Annotated in this window: 13 protein-coding genes; 4 read left to right on the top strand and 9 right to left on the bottom strand. The window is 72.8% G+C overall.

Annotated elements, in window-relative coordinates:
* Positions 1-26 precede the first annotated feature (26 nt).
* The 3 genes from ACZ4QV_RS38215 to ACZ4QV_RS38205 form a co-directional block, all read right to left on the bottom strand.
* Complete coding sequence (locus ACZ4QV_RS38215; RefSeq protein ID WP_361159131.1) at positions 27-1463, bottom strand: aminopeptidase P family protein; 1437 nt, start codon at positions 1461-1463, stop codon at positions 27-29.
* Positions 1464-1944: 481 nt separating this feature from the next.
* Positions 1945-2754, bottom strand: coding sequence for an HpcH/HpaI aldolase/citrate lyase family protein (locus ACZ4QV_RS38210; protein ID WP_361159134.1), 810 nt, complete (start codon positions 2752-2754; stop codon positions 1945-1947).
* A 676-nt stretch (positions 2755-3430) separates the two neighbouring features.
* On the bottom strand, positions 3431-4936 hold the full coding sequence (locus ACZ4QV_RS38205; protein WP_361591009.1) for a SulP family inorganic anion transporter: 1506 nt from the start codon (positions 4934-4936) through the stop codon (positions 3431-3433).
* A 471-nt stretch (positions 4937-5407) separates the two neighbouring features.
* Between ACZ4QV_RS38205 and ACZ4QV_RS38200 the strand changes: the two genes are divergently transcribed.
* Positions 5408-5818, top strand: a complete 411-nt coding sequence (locus ACZ4QV_RS38200) for a MerR family transcriptional regulator (protein WP_361159140.1) — start codon at positions 5408-5410, stop codon at positions 5816-5818.
* Between the two features lie 15 nt (positions 5819-5833).
* On the opposite strand, the gene ACZ4QV_RS38195 is transcribed toward ACZ4QV_RS38200, so the two are convergent.
* Entirely contained in the window at positions 5834-6307 is a 474-nt protein-coding gene (locus ACZ4QV_RS38195) for an SRPBCC family protein (protein WP_361159143.1), read from the bottom strand.
* Between the two features lie 86 nt (positions 6308-6393).
* On the bottom strand, positions 6394-7143 hold the full coding sequence (locus ACZ4QV_RS38190) for a dienelactone hydrolase family protein (protein ID WP_361159145.1): 750 nt from the start codon (positions 7141-7143) through the stop codon (positions 6394-6396).
* Positions 7144-7252: 109 nt separating this feature from the next.
* Between ACZ4QV_RS38190 and ACZ4QV_RS38185 the strand changes: the two genes are divergently transcribed.
* Positions 7253-7735 carry a MarR family winged helix-turn-helix transcriptional regulator gene (locus ACZ4QV_RS38185; protein WP_361159148.1) on the top strand — a complete coding sequence of 161 codons (483 nt, stop codon included), beginning with the start codon at positions 7253-7255 and terminating at the stop codon, positions 7733-7735.
* 49 nt (positions 7736-7784) lie between these two features.
* Here ACZ4QV_RS38185 and ACZ4QV_RS38180 read toward each other — a convergent pair whose 3' ends face one another.
* From ACZ4QV_RS38180 to ACZ4QV_RS38165, 4 genes are all read right to left on the bottom strand, one after another.
* Positions 7785-9014, bottom strand: coding sequence for a cytochrome P450 (locus tag ACZ4QV_RS38180; protein ID WP_361159150.1), 1230 nt, complete (start codon positions 9012-9014; stop codon positions 7785-7787).
* 87 nt (positions 9015-9101) lie between these two features.
* Positions 9102-10343 (bottom strand): cytochrome P450 family protein, encoded by a 1242-nt coding sequence (locus tag ACZ4QV_RS38175; RefSeq protein ID WP_361638249.1) that lies wholly within the window; start codon positions 10341-10343, stop codon positions 9102-9104.
* Positions 10340-13696, bottom strand: coding sequence for an amino acid adenylation domain-containing protein (locus ACZ4QV_RS38170; protein WP_467764092.1), 3357 nt, complete (start codon positions 13694-13696; stop codon positions 10340-10342). The genes ACZ4QV_RS38175 and ACZ4QV_RS38170 overlap by 4 nt, the downstream gene beginning before the upstream one ends.
* A gap of 58 nt (positions 13697-13754) precedes the next feature.
* Complete coding sequence (locus ACZ4QV_RS38165; protein ID WP_361159157.1) at positions 13755-14243, bottom strand: pyridoxamine 5'-phosphate oxidase family protein; 489 nt, start codon at positions 14241-14243, stop codon at positions 13755-13757.
* 953 nt (positions 14244-15196) lie between these two features.
* Here ACZ4QV_RS38165 and ACZ4QV_RS38160 point away from each other — a divergent pair.
* The gene (locus ACZ4QV_RS38160; RefSeq protein WP_361591014.1) at positions 15197-15562 is read left to right on the top strand and encodes a hypothetical protein; all 366 of its coding nucleotides are present in this window, start codon (positions 15197-15199) and stop codon (positions 15560-15562) included.
* A gap of 141 nt (positions 15563-15703) precedes the next feature.
* Positions 15704-16339: an SRPBCC family protein gene (locus ACZ4QV_RS38155; protein WP_467764091.1), complete on the top strand. Its 636-nt coding sequence runs from the start codon at positions 15704-15706 to the stop codon at positions 16337-16339.
* Positions 16340-16352 lie beyond the last annotated feature (13 nt).

Here is a 16352-nt window from a genome sequence, read left to right as displayed (position 1 = left end):
GAGGCGGCCGGCCGCGGCGGTCGCGGTCAGCCCCGCAGGCGGGCCATCCAGGCTTCGACCTCGTCGGCGGCCCGGGGCAGGGCGGCCGAGAGGTTCTCGTTGCCCTCCTCGGTGACCAGGATGTCGTCCTCGATGCGGATGCCGATGCCGCGCAGTTCCTCGGGAACGGTCAGGTCGTCCGACTGGAAGTACAGGCCCGGCTCGACGGTGAGCACCATGCCCGCCGCCAGGGTGCCGTCCACGTACAGCTCGGTACGGGCCTTGGCGCAGTCGTGCACGTCCAGGCCGATCATGTGGCCGGTGCCGGTCAGCGTCCAGCGGCGGTACAGCCCGAGCTCGTACGCCTCGTCCACCGACCGGTCGCCGAACAGGCCCCAGGCGGCCAGGTGCTCGGTCAGCACCCGCTGGGCGGCGTGGTGGAAGTCGCGGTACTTGGCACCGGGCCGGACCGCGGCGATACCGGCCGACTGCGCCGCGTACACCGCGTCGTAGACCTTGCGCTGGACCGGGGTGAAACGGCCGTCGACGGGCAGGGTGCGGGTGACGTCGGCGGTGTAGAGGTTGCGGCTCTCCACTCCGGCGTCGAGCAGCAGCAGGTCGCCGGGGCGGGCCTCGCCGTCGTTGCGGACCCAGTGCAGGGTCGTGGAGTGCGCTCCCGCGGCACAGACCGACGAGTAGCCGACGTCGTTGCCCTCGATGCGCGCCCGCATGAAGAACGTGCCCTCGATGGCCCGCTCCAGGGTGGGCGTGTCGGTGCCGAGCAGGCGTACGACGTCCTCGAAGCCCCGGATGGTGGCCTGGCAGGCGTGGCGCAGGTCGGCGATCTCGAAATCGTCCTTGACCAGGCGCATTTCGGACAGCGCGACGCGGAACTCGATGTCGCGTTCGGCGGTGACCTTGTCGTGCAGCGCGGTGTCGACCTGCGCGTCGTAGCCGCGCAGCAGGCGGATCGGCCCGGTGGCCGCGGCCAGCCGTTCGCCCAGCGTCCGTACGTCGCGGCAGTCCAGGCCGAGCAGCTTGGCGTTCTCGGTGAGACCGTTGCGGCGGCCGTCCCACAGCTCGCCGTGGTAGTCCAGCCAGAACTCGCCGGAGGCGCGGTCGGAGCCGGGCAGCAGGTAGGCGGCCGCCTGGTGCGTGCCGTCCTGGCCGGGCTCCAGGACGAGTACGCCGTTGGGTGACTGATCACCCGTCAGGTAGACGTAGTCGGAGGACGGCCGGAACGGGTAGTCGGTGTCGTTGGCGCGAACCTTCGGAGTACCGGAGGGGATGACGAGCAGCTCGCCCGGGAACAGCGCGGAGAGCGCTTCCCGGCGCCGGGCGGTGTGCGCGGCCTGCGCGATGGGCTCGGGGTCGCGCGGCTCGGGGTCGGCCCAGCCCTGCAACATGTTCTCGGCGAGTTCGCTGCTCACGCCCGTATACAGGCCATTCTTGCGGGTCTTGTTCTCGTCTGACTCTTCAGCCACCACAGCCTCCTGAAGTGAATCGCTCACGCACGTTCCTCCTCCACCGCGGACAGCCGACACCCGTCAGGGCCGACCGGCCGGAAACATTTCCAAGAAAGCTGCCGCCCCGCCCCGGTTGTCCCCCTCTTCGCAGGTGGACGCCTTGCGCCTGGCCGGCAGCAGCGGCGTGCGGTGAGCCGGGGGCCGCGCCGCTGCGCGCGGGCCGGTACCGCACCTGACGGGTCCTCACCCCCGAGCGGCACGCCTTCTTGCCGCGAACGGCACTCTCGCAGACCCCCACCCCTCTTACGTCATACACGTGTCTGAAAGATCATGGACGGTTTTGTGCCATCTGTCGATGGGCCGACCGTCCCCGACCCGGCTAGGTTCTCCCCGCCGCCCGATACCACAACCCCTCCCGGGGTACGAAGCCCGCGTCCAGGCGAGTCCCGGCAGGGCCCGGCAGGACCCGGTACGGTCCGCGCCCTTCCGCAGGCGCGGCTCAGCCCTCGGCGGCCAGGATCCGGCGGGCGCGTTCCAGCACCGGTTTGTCGACCATGTGCCCGTCCACCACGGTCACGGACTCCCCCGCGGCGACCACGGACCGGGCCCACTCCCGCTCCGCCGCGGTCGGCGCGAACCGCTCCGCCACGACGGCGATCTGCGCGGGATGGACGCACAGCTTCCCGGCGAAGCCGAACCGGCGCGCGCGGACGACGTCCGCGGCGAGGACGTCGACGTCCTTCACGCTGGTCGTGACCCCGTCGACCGGGGCACACAGCCCCGTCGCCGCCGACGCCGAGACCAGCCGGGAACGGGCGTACGCGAGCGCCTCGTGATCGTCGTGGGCGACCCCGAGCTGGCCGGCGAGGTCGACATTGCCCAGGGCGACCCGCACCACACCGGGTGCCGCGCACACCTCGACCGCCCGCTCGATGCCCGCCGCCGTCTCCACCAGCGGCACCACCGGACACTTCCCGCCCGTACGACGGGTGACGTCCGCCAGCACCCCGGGGTCCGCGGCCTTGGGCACCATCACCGGCGCGCCGCAGGCGGCCACCGTCGCACAGTCGTCGTCGCTCCAGGGCGTACCGGGCGCGTTGATCCGGACCATGGCGCTGTTGCCCGCGGCGAGCCAGGCGGCGACATGGGCGCGGGCCCGCTCCTTGTCCGCCGCCGCCACCGCGTCCTCAAGATCGACGATGACCACGTCCGCGCCACTGGCCACGGCCTTGTCGAACCGCTCCGGCCGGTCACCCGGCACGAACAGCAAGCTGCGGGCCGTCTCCAGGCGACTCACGGACAGACTCATCCCCGAGCCACCCCCGCCGCCCCGTCACACCACTCCGGGTACCGGCCCGATCCGATGCACGCAGTCCGCACAGCCCCTCCTCCAGGACGGGATCCGACGCCCGCCCCACCGCACGACACAAGATCACGCACGCGGCCGCGCCACAAGCCCCTTTTCGTCTCCCAGGGACGACGTGGGCGGTACGGGGACGGGAGCCCGGACAGCCGGCGCACCGTGGCGCGGTGGCACGACGCGGGCGCACGCGTGATCGTGATGCGGCATGCGCGGCCACGGCACCGGATCCCGACGGCACTTGAGGAGACAGCCATGGTGGATTGCTCACTGGCACACGCCTTTGCCGACGACGGCGCGTTCGGCAACCCCGTACGCGTGGTGTTCGGACGGCGGCGGACCGCCCCAGGACCGGCGGCAGGAACTCGCCGACCGGCTCGGCATCCCCGCGGTCGCCTCCGCGCCCGCGCGGCGCACGGAGAGCGCCATTCACGGGTCCCGCACATCCGGGGCTCGGTCGTCCGCACCAGGCGTGAGTGACGAGGTGGAGCGTGCTTACGCGAAGGCTGCCAGGGGCTGAGGCCCAGGGGCGGGGCCGAGGTCGGGCCGGGGCCGGGGCCGCACCGCACGAAGGACGCCGAGGACTTCGTGCGGCGCGGGCGTTCTCCGGCCCGGACGGGGCTGCTCAGCCGGTGAGTTCGCCGGTGAGTTTGCCGTGGAGGTGGGCGCTCGGGACGTTCAGGCCGGTGATTTCGACGGCCTTGCCGCGCTGCCGGTACTTGGTTTCGATGGCGTCGAGGGCGGCGACGGAGGAAGCGTCCCAGATGTGGGCGGCGGACAGGTCGATGACGACGCGGTCGGGGTCGGTGGTGTAGCGGAACCGGCCGACGAGGTCGTTGGAGGAGGCGAAGAACAGCTCGCCGGTGACGCGGTAGACGACGGTGCCGTCGTCCGGTCCGGTGACCGGCGTGACCTCGGCGAGGTGGGCGACGCGCCGGGCGAAGACGACCATGGCGGTGAGGCAGCCGACGACCACGCCGACGGCGAGGTTGTGACTGGCGACCACGACCGCGACGGTGATCACCATGACGGCGGTCTCGCCGGCCGGCATCCGCTTGAGGGTCCTGGGCGCGACGGAATGCCAGTCGAACGTCGCGAACGACACCATCACCATGACGGCGACGAGGGCGGCCATGGGGATGTCCGAGACGATCGGGCCGAACGCGATGCACAGCACCATCAGGAAGGATCCGGCCAGGAACGTGGACAGGCGGGTGCGGGCGCCGGAGACCTTCACGTTGATCATCGTCTGGCCGATCATGGCGCAGCCGCCCATGCCGCCGAAGAAGCCGGTGACGATGTTGGCGATGCCCTGGCCGATCGACTCGCGGGTCTTGGAAGAGCGGGTGTCGGTGATGTCGTCGACCAACTTGGCGGTCATCAGCGACTCCATCAGGCCGACCAGCGCCATGGCGAGCGCGTAGGGGGCGACGGTGGTCAGGGTGTCCATGGTGAAGGGCACGTCCGGCAGGCCCGGCACCGGCAGCGAGGACGGCAGTTCGCCCTTGCCACCGACGGTCGGCACCGCGATCCCGGCGGCGACCGTGACGGCGGTCAGGACGGCGATGGACACCAGCGGGGCCGGGACCACCTTGGTGACCTTGGGGAAGAGCACCATGAGCGCGAGCCCGCCGACGAGCAGCGGATAGACGGCCCAGGGCACGTCGTGCATCTCGGGCACCTGCGCCATGAAGACCAGGATGGCGAGGGCGTTCACGAAGCCGGTCATCACCGAGCGCGGCACGAACCGCATGAGCCTGGCCACGCCGAGAGCGCCGAGGGCGATCTGGAAGACGCCGGCCAGGATGACGGTGGCGACCAGGTACCCCAGGCCGTGTTCGCGGTTCATGGGAGCGATCACGAGGGCGACGGCACCGGTCGCCGCCGAGATCATCGCCCGGCGCCCGCCGACGAGCGAGATGGTCACGGCCATCGTGAAGGAGGCGAACAGGCCGATCGCCGGGTCGACCCCCGCGATGATCGAGAAGGAGATCGCCTCGGGGATCAGGGCCAGCGCCACGACCAGGCCGCCCAGGATCTCGGTACGCCAGACCTTCGGGTCGGACAGCCAGTCGGGCTTCAGACCGCGCAGGCGCGCGGCCGGGGACGGTGGGGAGGCAGCAGAAGACAAGGGGGAGGAACCTGTCGTACTCGGGCACGCCCCGCGGGGCAGGCCGGGTGTGCGGAAGGACGCGGAGGGCGGTCGGCGCCCCGCGGGCGGCCCTGCGGGCGCAGAGCCGGGAAGTCTGACGGCCGGTGATCGGCGGCCGGCGGCAGCGGAGCCGGGTCCGCCTCAGCAGCCCCGGCTCACGTCACGCCGCGAACGGGCCCGGCGAGGGGTCACGGCGGGCAGGCGGCGGCGCTGGGCGGGATGGGCATGCGCACGCTCTCTCCTGCAGGTTACGGTCTTCGCCGAGGGCATCGTCGGCCCCGACACGGCTGACGGTCACGGGCGCGGCCGTTCCCGCGTCGCGGGGTCGAAGACGGCGGGGAGCCGGTACCGGCGCCTCCCTACTCTACCCTGACGTTAGGGTAGAGATCGGCGTGGGCCGTCCATGGCCCCGCGACGTGGCCTCGGCCGCACAGAGAGGACGGGCGCCGCGTGAGCAGCGAGCACATGCAGATCGGCGAGGTCGCCGCACGGACCGGGCTGTCCCTGCGTACCATCCGGCACTACGAGGAGACCGGCCTGGTCGCTCCTTCGGCCCGCTCCCAGGGCGGCTTCCGCCTGTACACCGAGGCCGACGTCGCCCGCCTGACGGTCGTCCGCCGGATGAAACCGCTCGGCTTCACGCTCGACCAGATGCGCGACCTGCTGGACGCCACCGACCGGCTCGACGCCGCCGGGACGCTTCCGGCATCCGAGCGGGAGGCTCTGCTGGAGCGGATCCGGGGATACGAGCGGGACGCGGCCGAGCAGGTGGAAAAGCTCCGCACCCAACTGGCGCGGGCCGAGGAGTTCGCCGCCACCCTGCGCACCCGCCTCTCCCCGGCTCCCACCTCCGCCCCGTAGCCGGGGGCGCACCGGTCAGGTGCCGCTGTCGCCACGTTCGAGGATCTCCTTGGCCAGCCGCAGTTCGCGCGCGACCGAACCGGGCAGCGTGCGGGCGAGAAGCGGGCCGAGCAGGCGGCCCGGCCCGGGACGGAACCGGAATTCGATCATGCGGGTGACGCGGACTGCCCCGTCCACCGGATCGCAGGTGAAGCACGCGGCGAAGCGGGCCATACGGTGGTTGACCTTGTTCAGGGGCAAGGGGGCCAGCCGGATGTCGATCCGTTCCCCCGGGGTCAGCCGCATCCGGGCCACCGCCTTCGGCTGCGGGAAGGGCAACCCGGGCAGCGCGGGCCGGAACGCGAACTCGGTCAGGTCGCCGTCCCGGCGTACCCAGTAGACCGTGCGGAGCTTGTCGTCGACCTCGGCGTACCGTTCGACGTCCATGACGAAGCCGAGAAAGGCTTCCGCCGTGCAGCCGATGGTCAGTTGTTCTTCGACCCTGGTCATCACGCCTCCCCGCGCCACCTCTCGTACGCCGGCCCGTGGGCCTCGCGTGGTGCCGCACCGCACCACCTGCCCCCGGGGCAGGTGTCTCAGCCCTTGTTCAGGGTGCGGTCCAGCAGGGGAAGCAGGCGGTCCCAGTGGCGCTGGAGTCCGGCGGGGCTGAAGGCCGCGGTGTCGGACATGGTGAAGCCGTGGACGGTGTCGGGGTAGGTCTCGGTGGTGTGGACGACCCCGGCGGTGTCCAGTGCCCGGGTGAACTCACTGAGGGCCTCGGGCGTCATGTCGCCTTCGGCGAGACCGATGTGGACCTCGGCGGTGAGTTCGGACACCAGGCGGTGCGGGCTGTCGGGCGCGTCGGTGACCAGGGCGGCGGGGTGGAAGCCGGCGACGGCGGCCACCCGGCCGGGGTGGGCGGTCGCGGTGCGCATCGCCAGGACGGCGCCCAGGCAGTAGCCCAGCACGGCGACCGGCCCGGCACCGACCTCGGGCTGGGCGGTGAGGAACCGGAGGTAGGCGTCGGCGTCGCGCAGGACGCGCTCGGTGGTGTGTTCCTCGATCAGCGGCATCACCTGGGCGAAGACCGCGGGGCGCGCCTCCTCCCCGATGTGCTCGGGGAGGTCGATCACCGGGGCCGGGCCACGCCGGTAGTAGAGGTTGGGGACGAGCACGTAGTACCCGTGCCCGGCCAGTTCGCGGGCCTTCCGCTCCAGCTCGGGCCGTACGCCGAAGGCGTCCGGGTACAGCAGCACCCCCGGGTGCCGCTCGCCGTGGTCGGGGAAGGCGGCGAAAGCGTCGGCCCGGCCGTCCGGGGTGGGAATCTGCAGGGTCTTGGTGGGCACGGTCTTCCTTCCGCTGAGTGCGCTCGGGCGACGTCGGGCGTGCCGACGTTCCCGGCGCGAACGAACGTATATCGTTAGTCTGCCTAACGCAATGGGGAGGATGGGCGCCATGACCGGAGCCGAAGCCGCGGACCTGCCCGACGACGGCGCGGTCCGGACGCCCGGCCGACTGCGCAGCCAGGCGGGCTGGCTGCTGTCGAAGCTGTCGGCGCGGTCGGACCGGCTGCTGACCGAAGGGCTGGCCCGGACCGACGCCCGCAAGTGGCACTACGCCGTACTCGCCTCCTTGCAGGACCACGGTCCGGGCAGCCAGGCGGCCCTCAGCGGACGCACCGGCATCTACCGCAGTGACATGGTCGGCGTGCTCAACGAGCTGGCCGAGCGCGGTCTCGTCGAGCGGGCCCCGGACCCCGACGACCGGCGCCGCAACATCATCACGATCTCCGTCCGGGGCCGCCGCCGTCTGCACCGTCTCGACACGGTCCTGGACGCCCTCCACGACGAACTGCTCGCACCGCTGAGTCCGGCCGAGCGCGAACAGTTCGTGCGGTTGCTCAGCCGTTTGCTGGACCACCACACCCGGGCTCCCTGACCCCGCGCTCGTACGGGCCGTCACGTCACCGGGCCACCGCGGCACCGGCTCACCAGGCCACCGGGACCTCGGCAGGCATGATGGCCATACGGTTCGGGTGCCAGGGAACCTCGGCCGGCGGTACGGCCAGACGGATGCCGGGCAGCCGGTCGAGCAGGACGCGGAAGGCGACCTCGGACTGGCGGCGGACCAGGTGGGCCCCGGGGCAGTGGTGGCGTCCGTAACCGAAGCGCAGATGCGGGTTGGGGGTGCGGGTGGGGGTGAAGGACTTGGGGTCGCGGAAGGCGGCGGAATCGTAGTTGACCGCGTCCAGGGAGAGCAGGATCATCTCGCCCTCCTTCACCCGGGCCGGGCCGAGTTCCGCGTCCTTGGTGACGAAGCGGGGAATCGCGTTGCCCAGGACGACGCTGCACCGCAGCAGTTCTTCCACGCACTGCGGCATCGTCTCCGGCCCGGCCCGCACCGCGCTCATGACCTCGGGCCGCTGGAGCAGATTGAACGCCGCGACCCCGAGGAAGCTCGCGAAGTCCTCGTACCCGCTGACGAACAGGACGGAGACGATGTTGGAGAGCTGGCGCCGCGTCAGCCCTTGGTGCTCGGCGTTGAGGTCGGCGAGGCGGTCGATGAGGCCGCGCGGCTCGCCGGGGCGCCGGGCGGTCACGTGCGCTTCCATGTACGCGCGGATCTCCTCCCAGTTGCGGGCGAGTTCCTCGGGGGTCGGAGTGACCATGGTCAGGTCCAGGTCGGCCCGTGCGGAGAGCCAGTCGCGGTCCGCGAACGGCAGTCCGAGCAGCCGGCACATGCACTGGGCGGCGACCCACTCCGCGAAGTGCCGCTGGAGGTCGCCGGGGCTGCCGTCCCGGACCATGGTGTCCAGACCCTCGGCGGTGACCTCCGCGACCCAGGCGGCGGGCAGGTCGGGCTGGTCGCGGCCGAGCGCCTTGAGTACTTCGTCGCGCAGTCCGGCCTGCTGGAGGTGGTTCATGGCGTCGAGCAGCTCGGGCGCCAGGATCTGGGCGTCCTGGGTGGGGCTGCCCGCCTCGCCCAGCACGGAGCGGGCGAACGAGCGGTCCCGCAGCACGTGCCGGGCCAGCTCGTAACCGGTCACCAGCCACGCCTGTTCACCGGAGTTGGTGTGCACCCGCGCCACGGGACAGCGGTCGCGCAGCTCGTCGAGTTCGGGGGCGAGCCGGTCGCCGCGGGTGCTGAAGGGGTAGTGCGGGAGGGGCTCGTGGTGGGCGGCCTGTCCGGACGCGGGCGCTTGCGGTGGTGTGGACACGGGAGATGGGCCTCTTTCTCGTTGCTGTGGCGATGTCGCGGTCACGGCCCCGTCCGAGCCCCGGTGGGGGTCCGGGCGGGGCCGTTCTCACCAGCGCACGGGGAGCCGGGCCGGCGCACGCAGCGGGGTGGACTCGTCCCAGTCGATGCTCTCGGCCGGGACGGCGAGTTCGATGTCCGGGAGCCGTTCCAGCAGCACCTGGATCGCGAGGGACAGTTGCATACGGGTCAGGTTCCCGCCGGTGCACGCGTGCGGGCCGTGCCCGAAGGCGATGTGCGCGTTCGGGGTCCGGGCCAGGTCGAGGCGGTCGGGTTCGGCGAACGCCGCCGGGTCCCGGTTGGCGGACGCCGGTACGGGCACCACCGCGTCACCGGCACGGATGTGCTGCCCGTGCAGGGTGAAGTCCTCGGTCGCCACGAGGATGTTGATGGCGTTCATCAGCGGGACGTAGCGCAGCAGTTCCTCGACCGCGGTGGCGGTCCGCTCGGGCGCCGCGCGCAGCGTGCGCAACTGATCGGGGTGGGTGAGCAACGCGAGCAGGGCGTTGCCCGTGTGCTGGATGTTGGTCTTGTAGCCGGCCATGAGCATGGTGACGACAAAGCTCACCACGTCGTCCCGGGTGATCTCACTGTCCGGCCGGCGGGCCCGGTCCAGCAGGAGCCGGATGTAGTCCTCGCCGTCGCCGTCCCGCTCCTTGCGGGCGATGAGGTCGCCGGCGTAGTCCTGCAGGGCGTACAGGGCGGCGAGCACCTCCTCCATCGTCAGTCCCGCGGCGCCCAGGAGTGCGAGGGTGTGCGGCAGGTAGACCTCACGGTCCTCGTACGGCAGGCCGACGGTCTCGCACAGCACCCGCAGGGGCAGCGGCTCGGCGTAGGAGGCGACGAGGTCCGCGGTGCCGTTCTCCGCCCCGGCCACCATCGTGTCGACGAGTTCCCCGGCCATCGCGCGGATCCGGGGTTCCATGAAGGACAACTGCCGCCGGCCGAACATCGGCAGGACGGTACGCCGTACGCGCTCGTGGTGCGCGCCCGTCATCTCCAGGAAGGTCGGCAGGCACGGCGGCGGGGCGTCGGCCCCTTCGCGGGGCGGCCAGGCCGACAGCAGGGGCCGGACCAGTCGCGGGTCGGCGAACGCGGCGCGCGCGTCCTCGTAGCGGCTGATGAGCCAGCCCGTCTCGCCGTTCGGGAGCCGGGCCTTGACGACGGGGGCTTCGGTGCGCAGGCGGGCGTAGGCGCACGGCGGCCCGGCGGTGCCGGGGGCGGTCTCCGGGACGGGGATGAGGGCCTCGGGGGCGGCGGTGCCCGAGGCGGCGGCTTCGGGGCGGCTCATCGACTGTCCTCCGTACGCGGTGCGGCTGTGCTCGGTGGGACGAGGTGGGCGGGTCCGGGCGCGGGTGCGGGTGCTGTTCCGGATCCGGAGGCGGTCCTGGGTTCGGGGGCGGTCCCGGATCCGGAGGCGGTCCTGGATCCGGAGGCGGTCCCGGATATCGGCTCGGCCGCGGATATCTGCTCGGTCCCCGGTATCGGCTCGGTCCCGGATGCGGGCCCGGGGCCTGCTGTCGGGCGTACGAGGTAGCCGGAGGTGAAGAAGTACTCCAGGTAGCGGTCCAGCAGCGCGGCGTCGACCGGTGGGCAGTGCAGCCCGCTGCCGGCCAGCGCCTCCTCGGCGTTGCGCCGCCCCAGGACCGGGAAGGTTCCCTTGAGGTACATCTCCTTGACGGACATGTCGGCGGCGCGGCTGCGGTCCACGCACAGGGACACGAACGGCGCCGTGGCGCTCGTCGGGTTCTCGGCGACGTGCCGGACGAGTTCGCCGACCCATGCGTCGTACGGCAGGGTGCGCAGGGTGAAGCCCGCCGCGCGCATCCGGTCGAGGACGTCCGACAGCATCGCCGGGCGCGGGTTGGTCAGGTGGTAGACCCGGCCGTCGGCCGGCCGGTGCGTGGCGATGTGCACCAGGGACTCGGCGAGATGGTCGACGGGCACGAAGTCCATCGGCAGCTCGATGTCGGGGGCCAGTCCCGTGTCGGCGATCATCTTGAACAGCGAGCAGATGGCCGTCTCGGTGTTGCACGCGCCGTGCGTGCGGTCGCCCGTGACCTCGTACGGCCGGTAGACGGCCACCGGCAGGCCCTGCTCCGCCGCCCGCCGCAGCACCCCTTCGGCGACCCACTTGCTCTCCGCGTAGCCCATGGTCAGCCCGTCGGCGTGGGCCGGCGGCAGGTCTTCGGACACCTCGCGCACCCCGGCGGTGCCGAAGCCCGCGACGACCGCGACGGTGGACACGAAGTGCACCGGCACCCGGCGCCGCGCGGCGATGCGGACGACCTCACGGGTCCCGTCGACGTTCGCCGGGCGCAACTGCTGGTAGGGGTAGAGGAAGTTGACCCGGGCACCGTTGTGCACGATCAGGTCCAGGCGCTGGGCCAGCGCGTCGGCGCGCTCGGCGTCGAGTCCCAGCCGCGGCTGGGTCAGGTCCCCGGGGAAGCACTCCACGCGCTGCCAGTCGGCCTCGTCGAGGTGCAGCCCGTAGCGGGTGAGGGCGGTGCGGACCCGCTGCCGGGCGTGGGCGGGGCTCGTCGCCCGTACGGGGCAGTGGACGCGGGCGGCCGTCGCTCGCAGCAGACGGTGCAGCAGGAATCCGCCGACGAATCCGGAAGCGCCCGTGAGCAGGACGTCCTGCGGGTCGTGCGGGCGTGGTACCGGGCCTTCGGCCGACGGGAGGGCGAAGCCGAGTCCGGTCTCCGCGGCGAAGTCGACGGCCGGCTCCTGGCCACCGGCCGGCCCGCCGGTGCCGCCGCGGACCTTGTGGACGGCGGCGGTGAAGCTTTCGAGGGTGGGCGCGGCCAGCAGCGCCCTGATGAGGGTGGAGCCCAGGGCCGCGTCGAGGCCGAGTGCGGCGAGCGTGCGGGTGACGGCCTCCGAGGCGAGCAGGGAGTCCCCGCCGAGGAGGAAGAAGTCGTCCTGGGGCGTGGGCCGGACGCGCAGCACCTGGTGCCACACTTCCGTGAGGAGGCCGGGCAGACCGTCGGTGGCCTCCGGGCGCCGCGCGGCCTGCGGGGCGTCCGCGGGGCCGGGCGGTGGCGCGGTCGGCTTCAGACGGCTGCGGTCGATCTTGCCGCCGCTGGTGACCGGGAAGCGGTCGAGGGGCACCAGGGCCGGGACGGCCTGCGGGGGCAGCCACGTGGCGCAGTACGCGCGCAGGTCGGGCAGCGACAGCGGGCGGCCGGGGGCGGTGGCCGTGACGTAGGCGGTCAGGGTGTGCGCGTCGACCTCGACGGCCGCTTCGCCGACCTCGGGGTGGGCTCGTAAGCGCGTCTCCACCTCGTCCAGCTCGATGCGTGCGCCGCGCAGCTTGACCTGGCGGTCGAGCCGCCCGCGGTACTCCAGCAGCCCGTCGGCGTGCCGAACGACGCGGTCGCCGGTCCGGTACAGCGGTCCGCCCGGCTCGATCGCGGGCAGCGTCACGAACCGCTCGGCGGTCAGCTGCGGGTCGCCGAGGTAGCCCAGCGCCAGCCCGTCCCCGCCGACGTACAGCTCCCCTTCCTCGCCCGGCCGCGCGGGAGAGCCGTCGGCCCGCAGGACGTGGCAGGTGGAAGCGCCGAAGGGGCGGCCCAGGGGGACGTGCGCGGCGTTCTCGGGGAGGGGGGCGAGCACATGGGCGGTGGAGACCACGGCGTTCTCGGTCGGGCCGTAGAAGTTGACCACCGTGGTACGGGGGCAGGCCGCCAGGACGGCGTTCGCGAGGCGCGGGTCCATCGCCTCCCCGCCGGCGGAGACGAACCGCAGGCCGGCCAGCGCCTCGGGGCGGGTCCGGGCGACGAGGTGGAAGACGCTCGTCGTCAGGTACGCCACGGTGACGCCGCCCGCGTGCACCAGCCGCTCCAGGGCGGTGGGCGAGAGCAGTTCCTCGCGGTCGGCGACGACCAGGCAGGCGCCGGTCAGCAGCGCGCCCCAGATCTCGATGGTCGAGGCGTCGGAGGACAGGCCGTAGGCGTGCAGCACTCCGTCACCCGGGGCGGGCGGTGCGAGGCCGGGGTCGGACAGCACGAGGCGGACCACGCCGCGGTGGGACAGCGCGACGGGCTTGGGCCGGCCGGTCGTGCCGGAAGTGAAGGCGACGTAGGCGCAGTCGGTGGCGGAGCCGGTGGCCCGGTCGGTGGCGGGGCCGGTCGCGCGGACGGGGGCGGGGCCGGTCGCGCGATCAGGGACGGGCTCGTCGAGGGAGCCGATCTCGACCGACACGCGTAGACCGCGAACCCGGCGCGTGCTGCCCGGCAGGACGACCGCCGCGCCGATGCCCGCGTCCTCGGCCATGGCCCGCAGCCGGGCCGGCGGAAGGTCCTCGTCGAGCGGTACGTACGCGCAGCCGGCCTTGAGGATGCCCAGCAGCGCCACCAGCGCCTCCAGGGAGCGGCTGCCGCACACGCCGATCAGGTCACCTGGCCGGACCCCGGCCGCGGCCAGCCGAGCCGCCAACGCGTCGGCATGGGCGTCGAGTTGGCCGTAGGTCAGGGTGCGCTCCCCGTGCCGGGCCGCCGGGGCGTGCGGCAGCGCCGCTGCCTGCGCCTCGAACAGCTCCGGTATGCGGCTGTCCCGTGGGTAGCCGGGTGCCGGTGTGCGGGCGCCCGGGGCCTGGGGCCGCCTGGCTAACGGGCGTGAAGAAACGTACGTGTCGGTCATGTGGTCTCTCTCGCTCCAACGGCTTGCGTGCGGTACGGCGGTGCGCGGGCGGGTCCGCTCAGCGCGGGAGGGCTTCCTCCCCGGCACCCCCTTCGGCGAAGTCGGCCGCGAAGGCCGCGAAGTCGGCGCTGCGCCAGTGCTGCGGGCGCATCCGGAAGGCGATGTCCTCCGTGAGCTGGCCGGAGGTCGCCGCCAGGTATCCGCGGGCCTCCTCGGCGTCCAGGTAGCGGTGGGCCAGGGCCTCGCGCAGGGCCGGGTCCAGCGGGTCGTCGATCGCGGTCACGGGCCCTTCGACGCTGACGTAGCGGTACGGCCGTCCCTCGTCCTGCGCGCAGAGGCTGAACCGCCCGGCGGCGCGCAGGAGCTGGGCCTTGACGGTCTGCCGACCGGTCTCGACGACGACCTCGCCCCCGGGCTCGTAGCTGTACCAGACCGGCACGATCAGAGGCCCCCGGTCGCCCCCTCTGGAGTCCGTCACACCCAGGACCCCCACCCGCGGCTCGGCGAGGAAGCGTTCACGGTCGGGGCGCGACATGGTGGGCAGCATGGGCGGACTCCTGTCTCGGCACTGCGGCTGAAGAGGTGGTGTTGCGGCAAGCTCGCCGCGATAACAATCTTGGGAACGAGGAGATCACTCCCCTGCCGAATGACGGGCAAACATACCCTTTAGGCGGTTTTGAGCCGCTTGCAGCAGGGCACGGCGGGGGCCCCCTGGGGGGCCTCCCCCGCCGAAAACCCCGGCCACCGCGCCCGCTTGGCGTCCCGTCACGCGCGACACCTCGGCTTACCGACCGTAACGCGCGAACACCGTACGGAGCCGATGCGGCACCACCTCACGCCCGCGCCGCCCCGGCAGGCCGACTTGAAGGAGATGCACGCGCGGCAGCCCGCCATCGCGAACGGGCAGCGGAACTTCTTCGCCAGCACGCACGGGACGCGGGCGAACAGCAGGGACACCCAGGCGCGAAGACGCGCTTCACGGCGCGCGGCGACGGGCTCCACAGCAACCCCCGGGGCAGCGCCTACCGCCTCCGTGAATACGAATACCGAGCCGTCGGCCGCCCCACAGGGGACGCGTCACCCAGCCTGCGGAAACGGTCCGCCGAGGCCAGCGACCGCGCGCGAGCCCTGTCCACTTCCAGCCGGCCCCGCCCGAACCACACCGAAGCGACCCCGAGCCGCACGGAAGGTCTTGACGCGCGGCGACGCATCAACACAACGGGCCGCCCTGGATGTCCGCGAGGCCGCACAGCCGGAGGGCGACCGACCGGCCGGGCCGGCGGTTCACCCCTCGGACCGGGCGCGCAGAGGGAAAGCCCGCGCCCCGCACCCCGAACCCCACCCCAGCCAGAACCAGTTGGAAGCTCTCACCAAACCCTTGCCCCCTCACCCCCTCACGGTTATAACTTATAACTAGCGCAAGAGCTTCTAGCCCAGTGGAGCGGGCGTACGCCGCGGCTGCGCGCCCCGCGCCGCGCTCCACCGAACCGAGGGATCCGCATGACCACCACACTTGAGCCACCCCGCGCCCGCTCAGCCCGACGCGTGCCGCTGTCGTCGACCCTCTCCTCCTGGGCGGTCCCCGTCATGGTCGTCGGTCAGTTCGCCCTGCTGTCGGGCATCCCGGTCGTGATCGCGCTGGCCGGTGTCTTCCGGCAGGTGCGGGACCGGACGGTGCGCTGGGCCGCGGTCCTGCTCGCCGTCACGTACGCCGTCCCGCTCACCGTCTGGCTGACGCGGGCCGACCCCGCGCAGAGCCTGTCCAAGGACATGCACCCCGCGTTCGCCGTGCTGATGGTCGTCGCGTCCGCCGCGCTCATCGTCACCCTCCACCGGGCCCGCACCCGGCGCCCGACCGCACGGTGACACCCACCGCCCGGACCTGACCGCGCACCCGCCCGACCGTCGACCGACACCCCACGCCCCCAACGACCCGACGCCACCGCCACCGCCACCGCCACCGCCACCGCCACCGCCACCGCCACCGCCACCGCCAAGGGGAACACCATGCCCGCCATTCGCAGCACCAGCGTCCGAGCCGCCCTGCTCACCGTCCCGCTCGCCCTCGGTCTCCTCGGAACCGGCGCCGTACCCGCCGGGGCCACCCCCTCGCACCCCGCCAAGTCCCTCACCTGCCGCGGCGAAGGCGTCGACCCGGACGCGGCCGTCCGCCACCGCACCGAAACCGTGATCCACGCGCCGCTGCACACCCTGTGGGAGTTGCAGACCGATGTGGCGCGCTGGCCCGCCTGGCAGTCCTCCGTCGAGACCGCGGAACGCCTCGACCACGGACCGCTCCGCAAGGGCTCGGCGTTCCGGTGGACGACCCCGATTCCCCCCAACCCCGCGACCCCCGCCACCGACCTGGAGGTCACTTCCACCGTCGAGCAGATCAAGCGCGGCTCCTGCCTGCGCTGGACCGGGCCGGCGTCCGCCGAAGGGCTGCGTATCGACGGTGTCCACGTATGGAACTTCACCGAGGTCCGCGGCGGCGTCCGGGTGAGCACCGAAGAGACGCACACCGGCGACCAGGTCGAGGCGAACGTCCCCGCCGCGACCCGAATTCTTGGCGAAGGCCTCGAAAAGTGGCTGCGCGAGCTGAAGGCCGCCGCCGAAGCCTGCGCCCACCACCAGGCCGGGTAGGACCGGGCCCGGC

It is taken from the genome of Streptomyces sp. NPDC026394 (assembly GCF_055567735.1).
This window is presented reverse-complemented; position numbering and strand designations above follow the sequence as displayed.

Bases quoted from the DNA above. Each gene is read 5' to 3' on its own strand.
- ACZ4QV_RS38210 (WP_361159134.1), bottom strand. From the start codon at position 2,754: ATGAGTCTGTCCGTGAGTCGCCTGGAGACGGCCCGCAGCTTGCTGTTC.
- ACZ4QV_RS38195 (WP_361159143.1), bottom strand. From the start codon at position 6,307: ATGACCAGGGTCGAAGAACAACTGACCATCGGCTGCACGGCGGAAGCC.
- ACZ4QV_RS38185 (WP_361159148.1), top strand. From the start codon at position 7,253: ATGACCGGAGCCGAAGCCGCGGACCTGCCCGACGACGGCGCGGTCCGG.
- ACZ4QV_RS38175 (WP_361638249.1), bottom strand. From the start codon at position 10,343: ATGAGCCGCCCCGAAGCCGCCGCCTCGGGCACCGCCGCCCCCGAGGCC.
- ACZ4QV_RS38170 (WP_467764092.1), bottom strand. From the start codon at position 13,696: ATGACCGACACGTACGTTTCTTCACGCCCGTTAGCCAGGCGGCCCCAG.
- ACZ4QV_RS38165 (WP_361159157.1), bottom strand. From the start codon at position 14,243: ATGCTGCCCACCATGTCGCGCCCCGACCGTGAACGCTTCCTCGCCGAG.
- ACZ4QV_RS38160 (WP_361591014.1), top strand. From the start codon at position 15,197: ATGACCACCACACTTGAGCCACCCCGCGCCCGCTCAGCCCGACGCGTG.
- ACZ4QV_RS38155 (WP_467764091.1), top strand. From the start codon at position 15,704: ATGCCCGCCATTCGCAGCACCAGCGTCCGAGCCGCCCTGCTCACCGTC.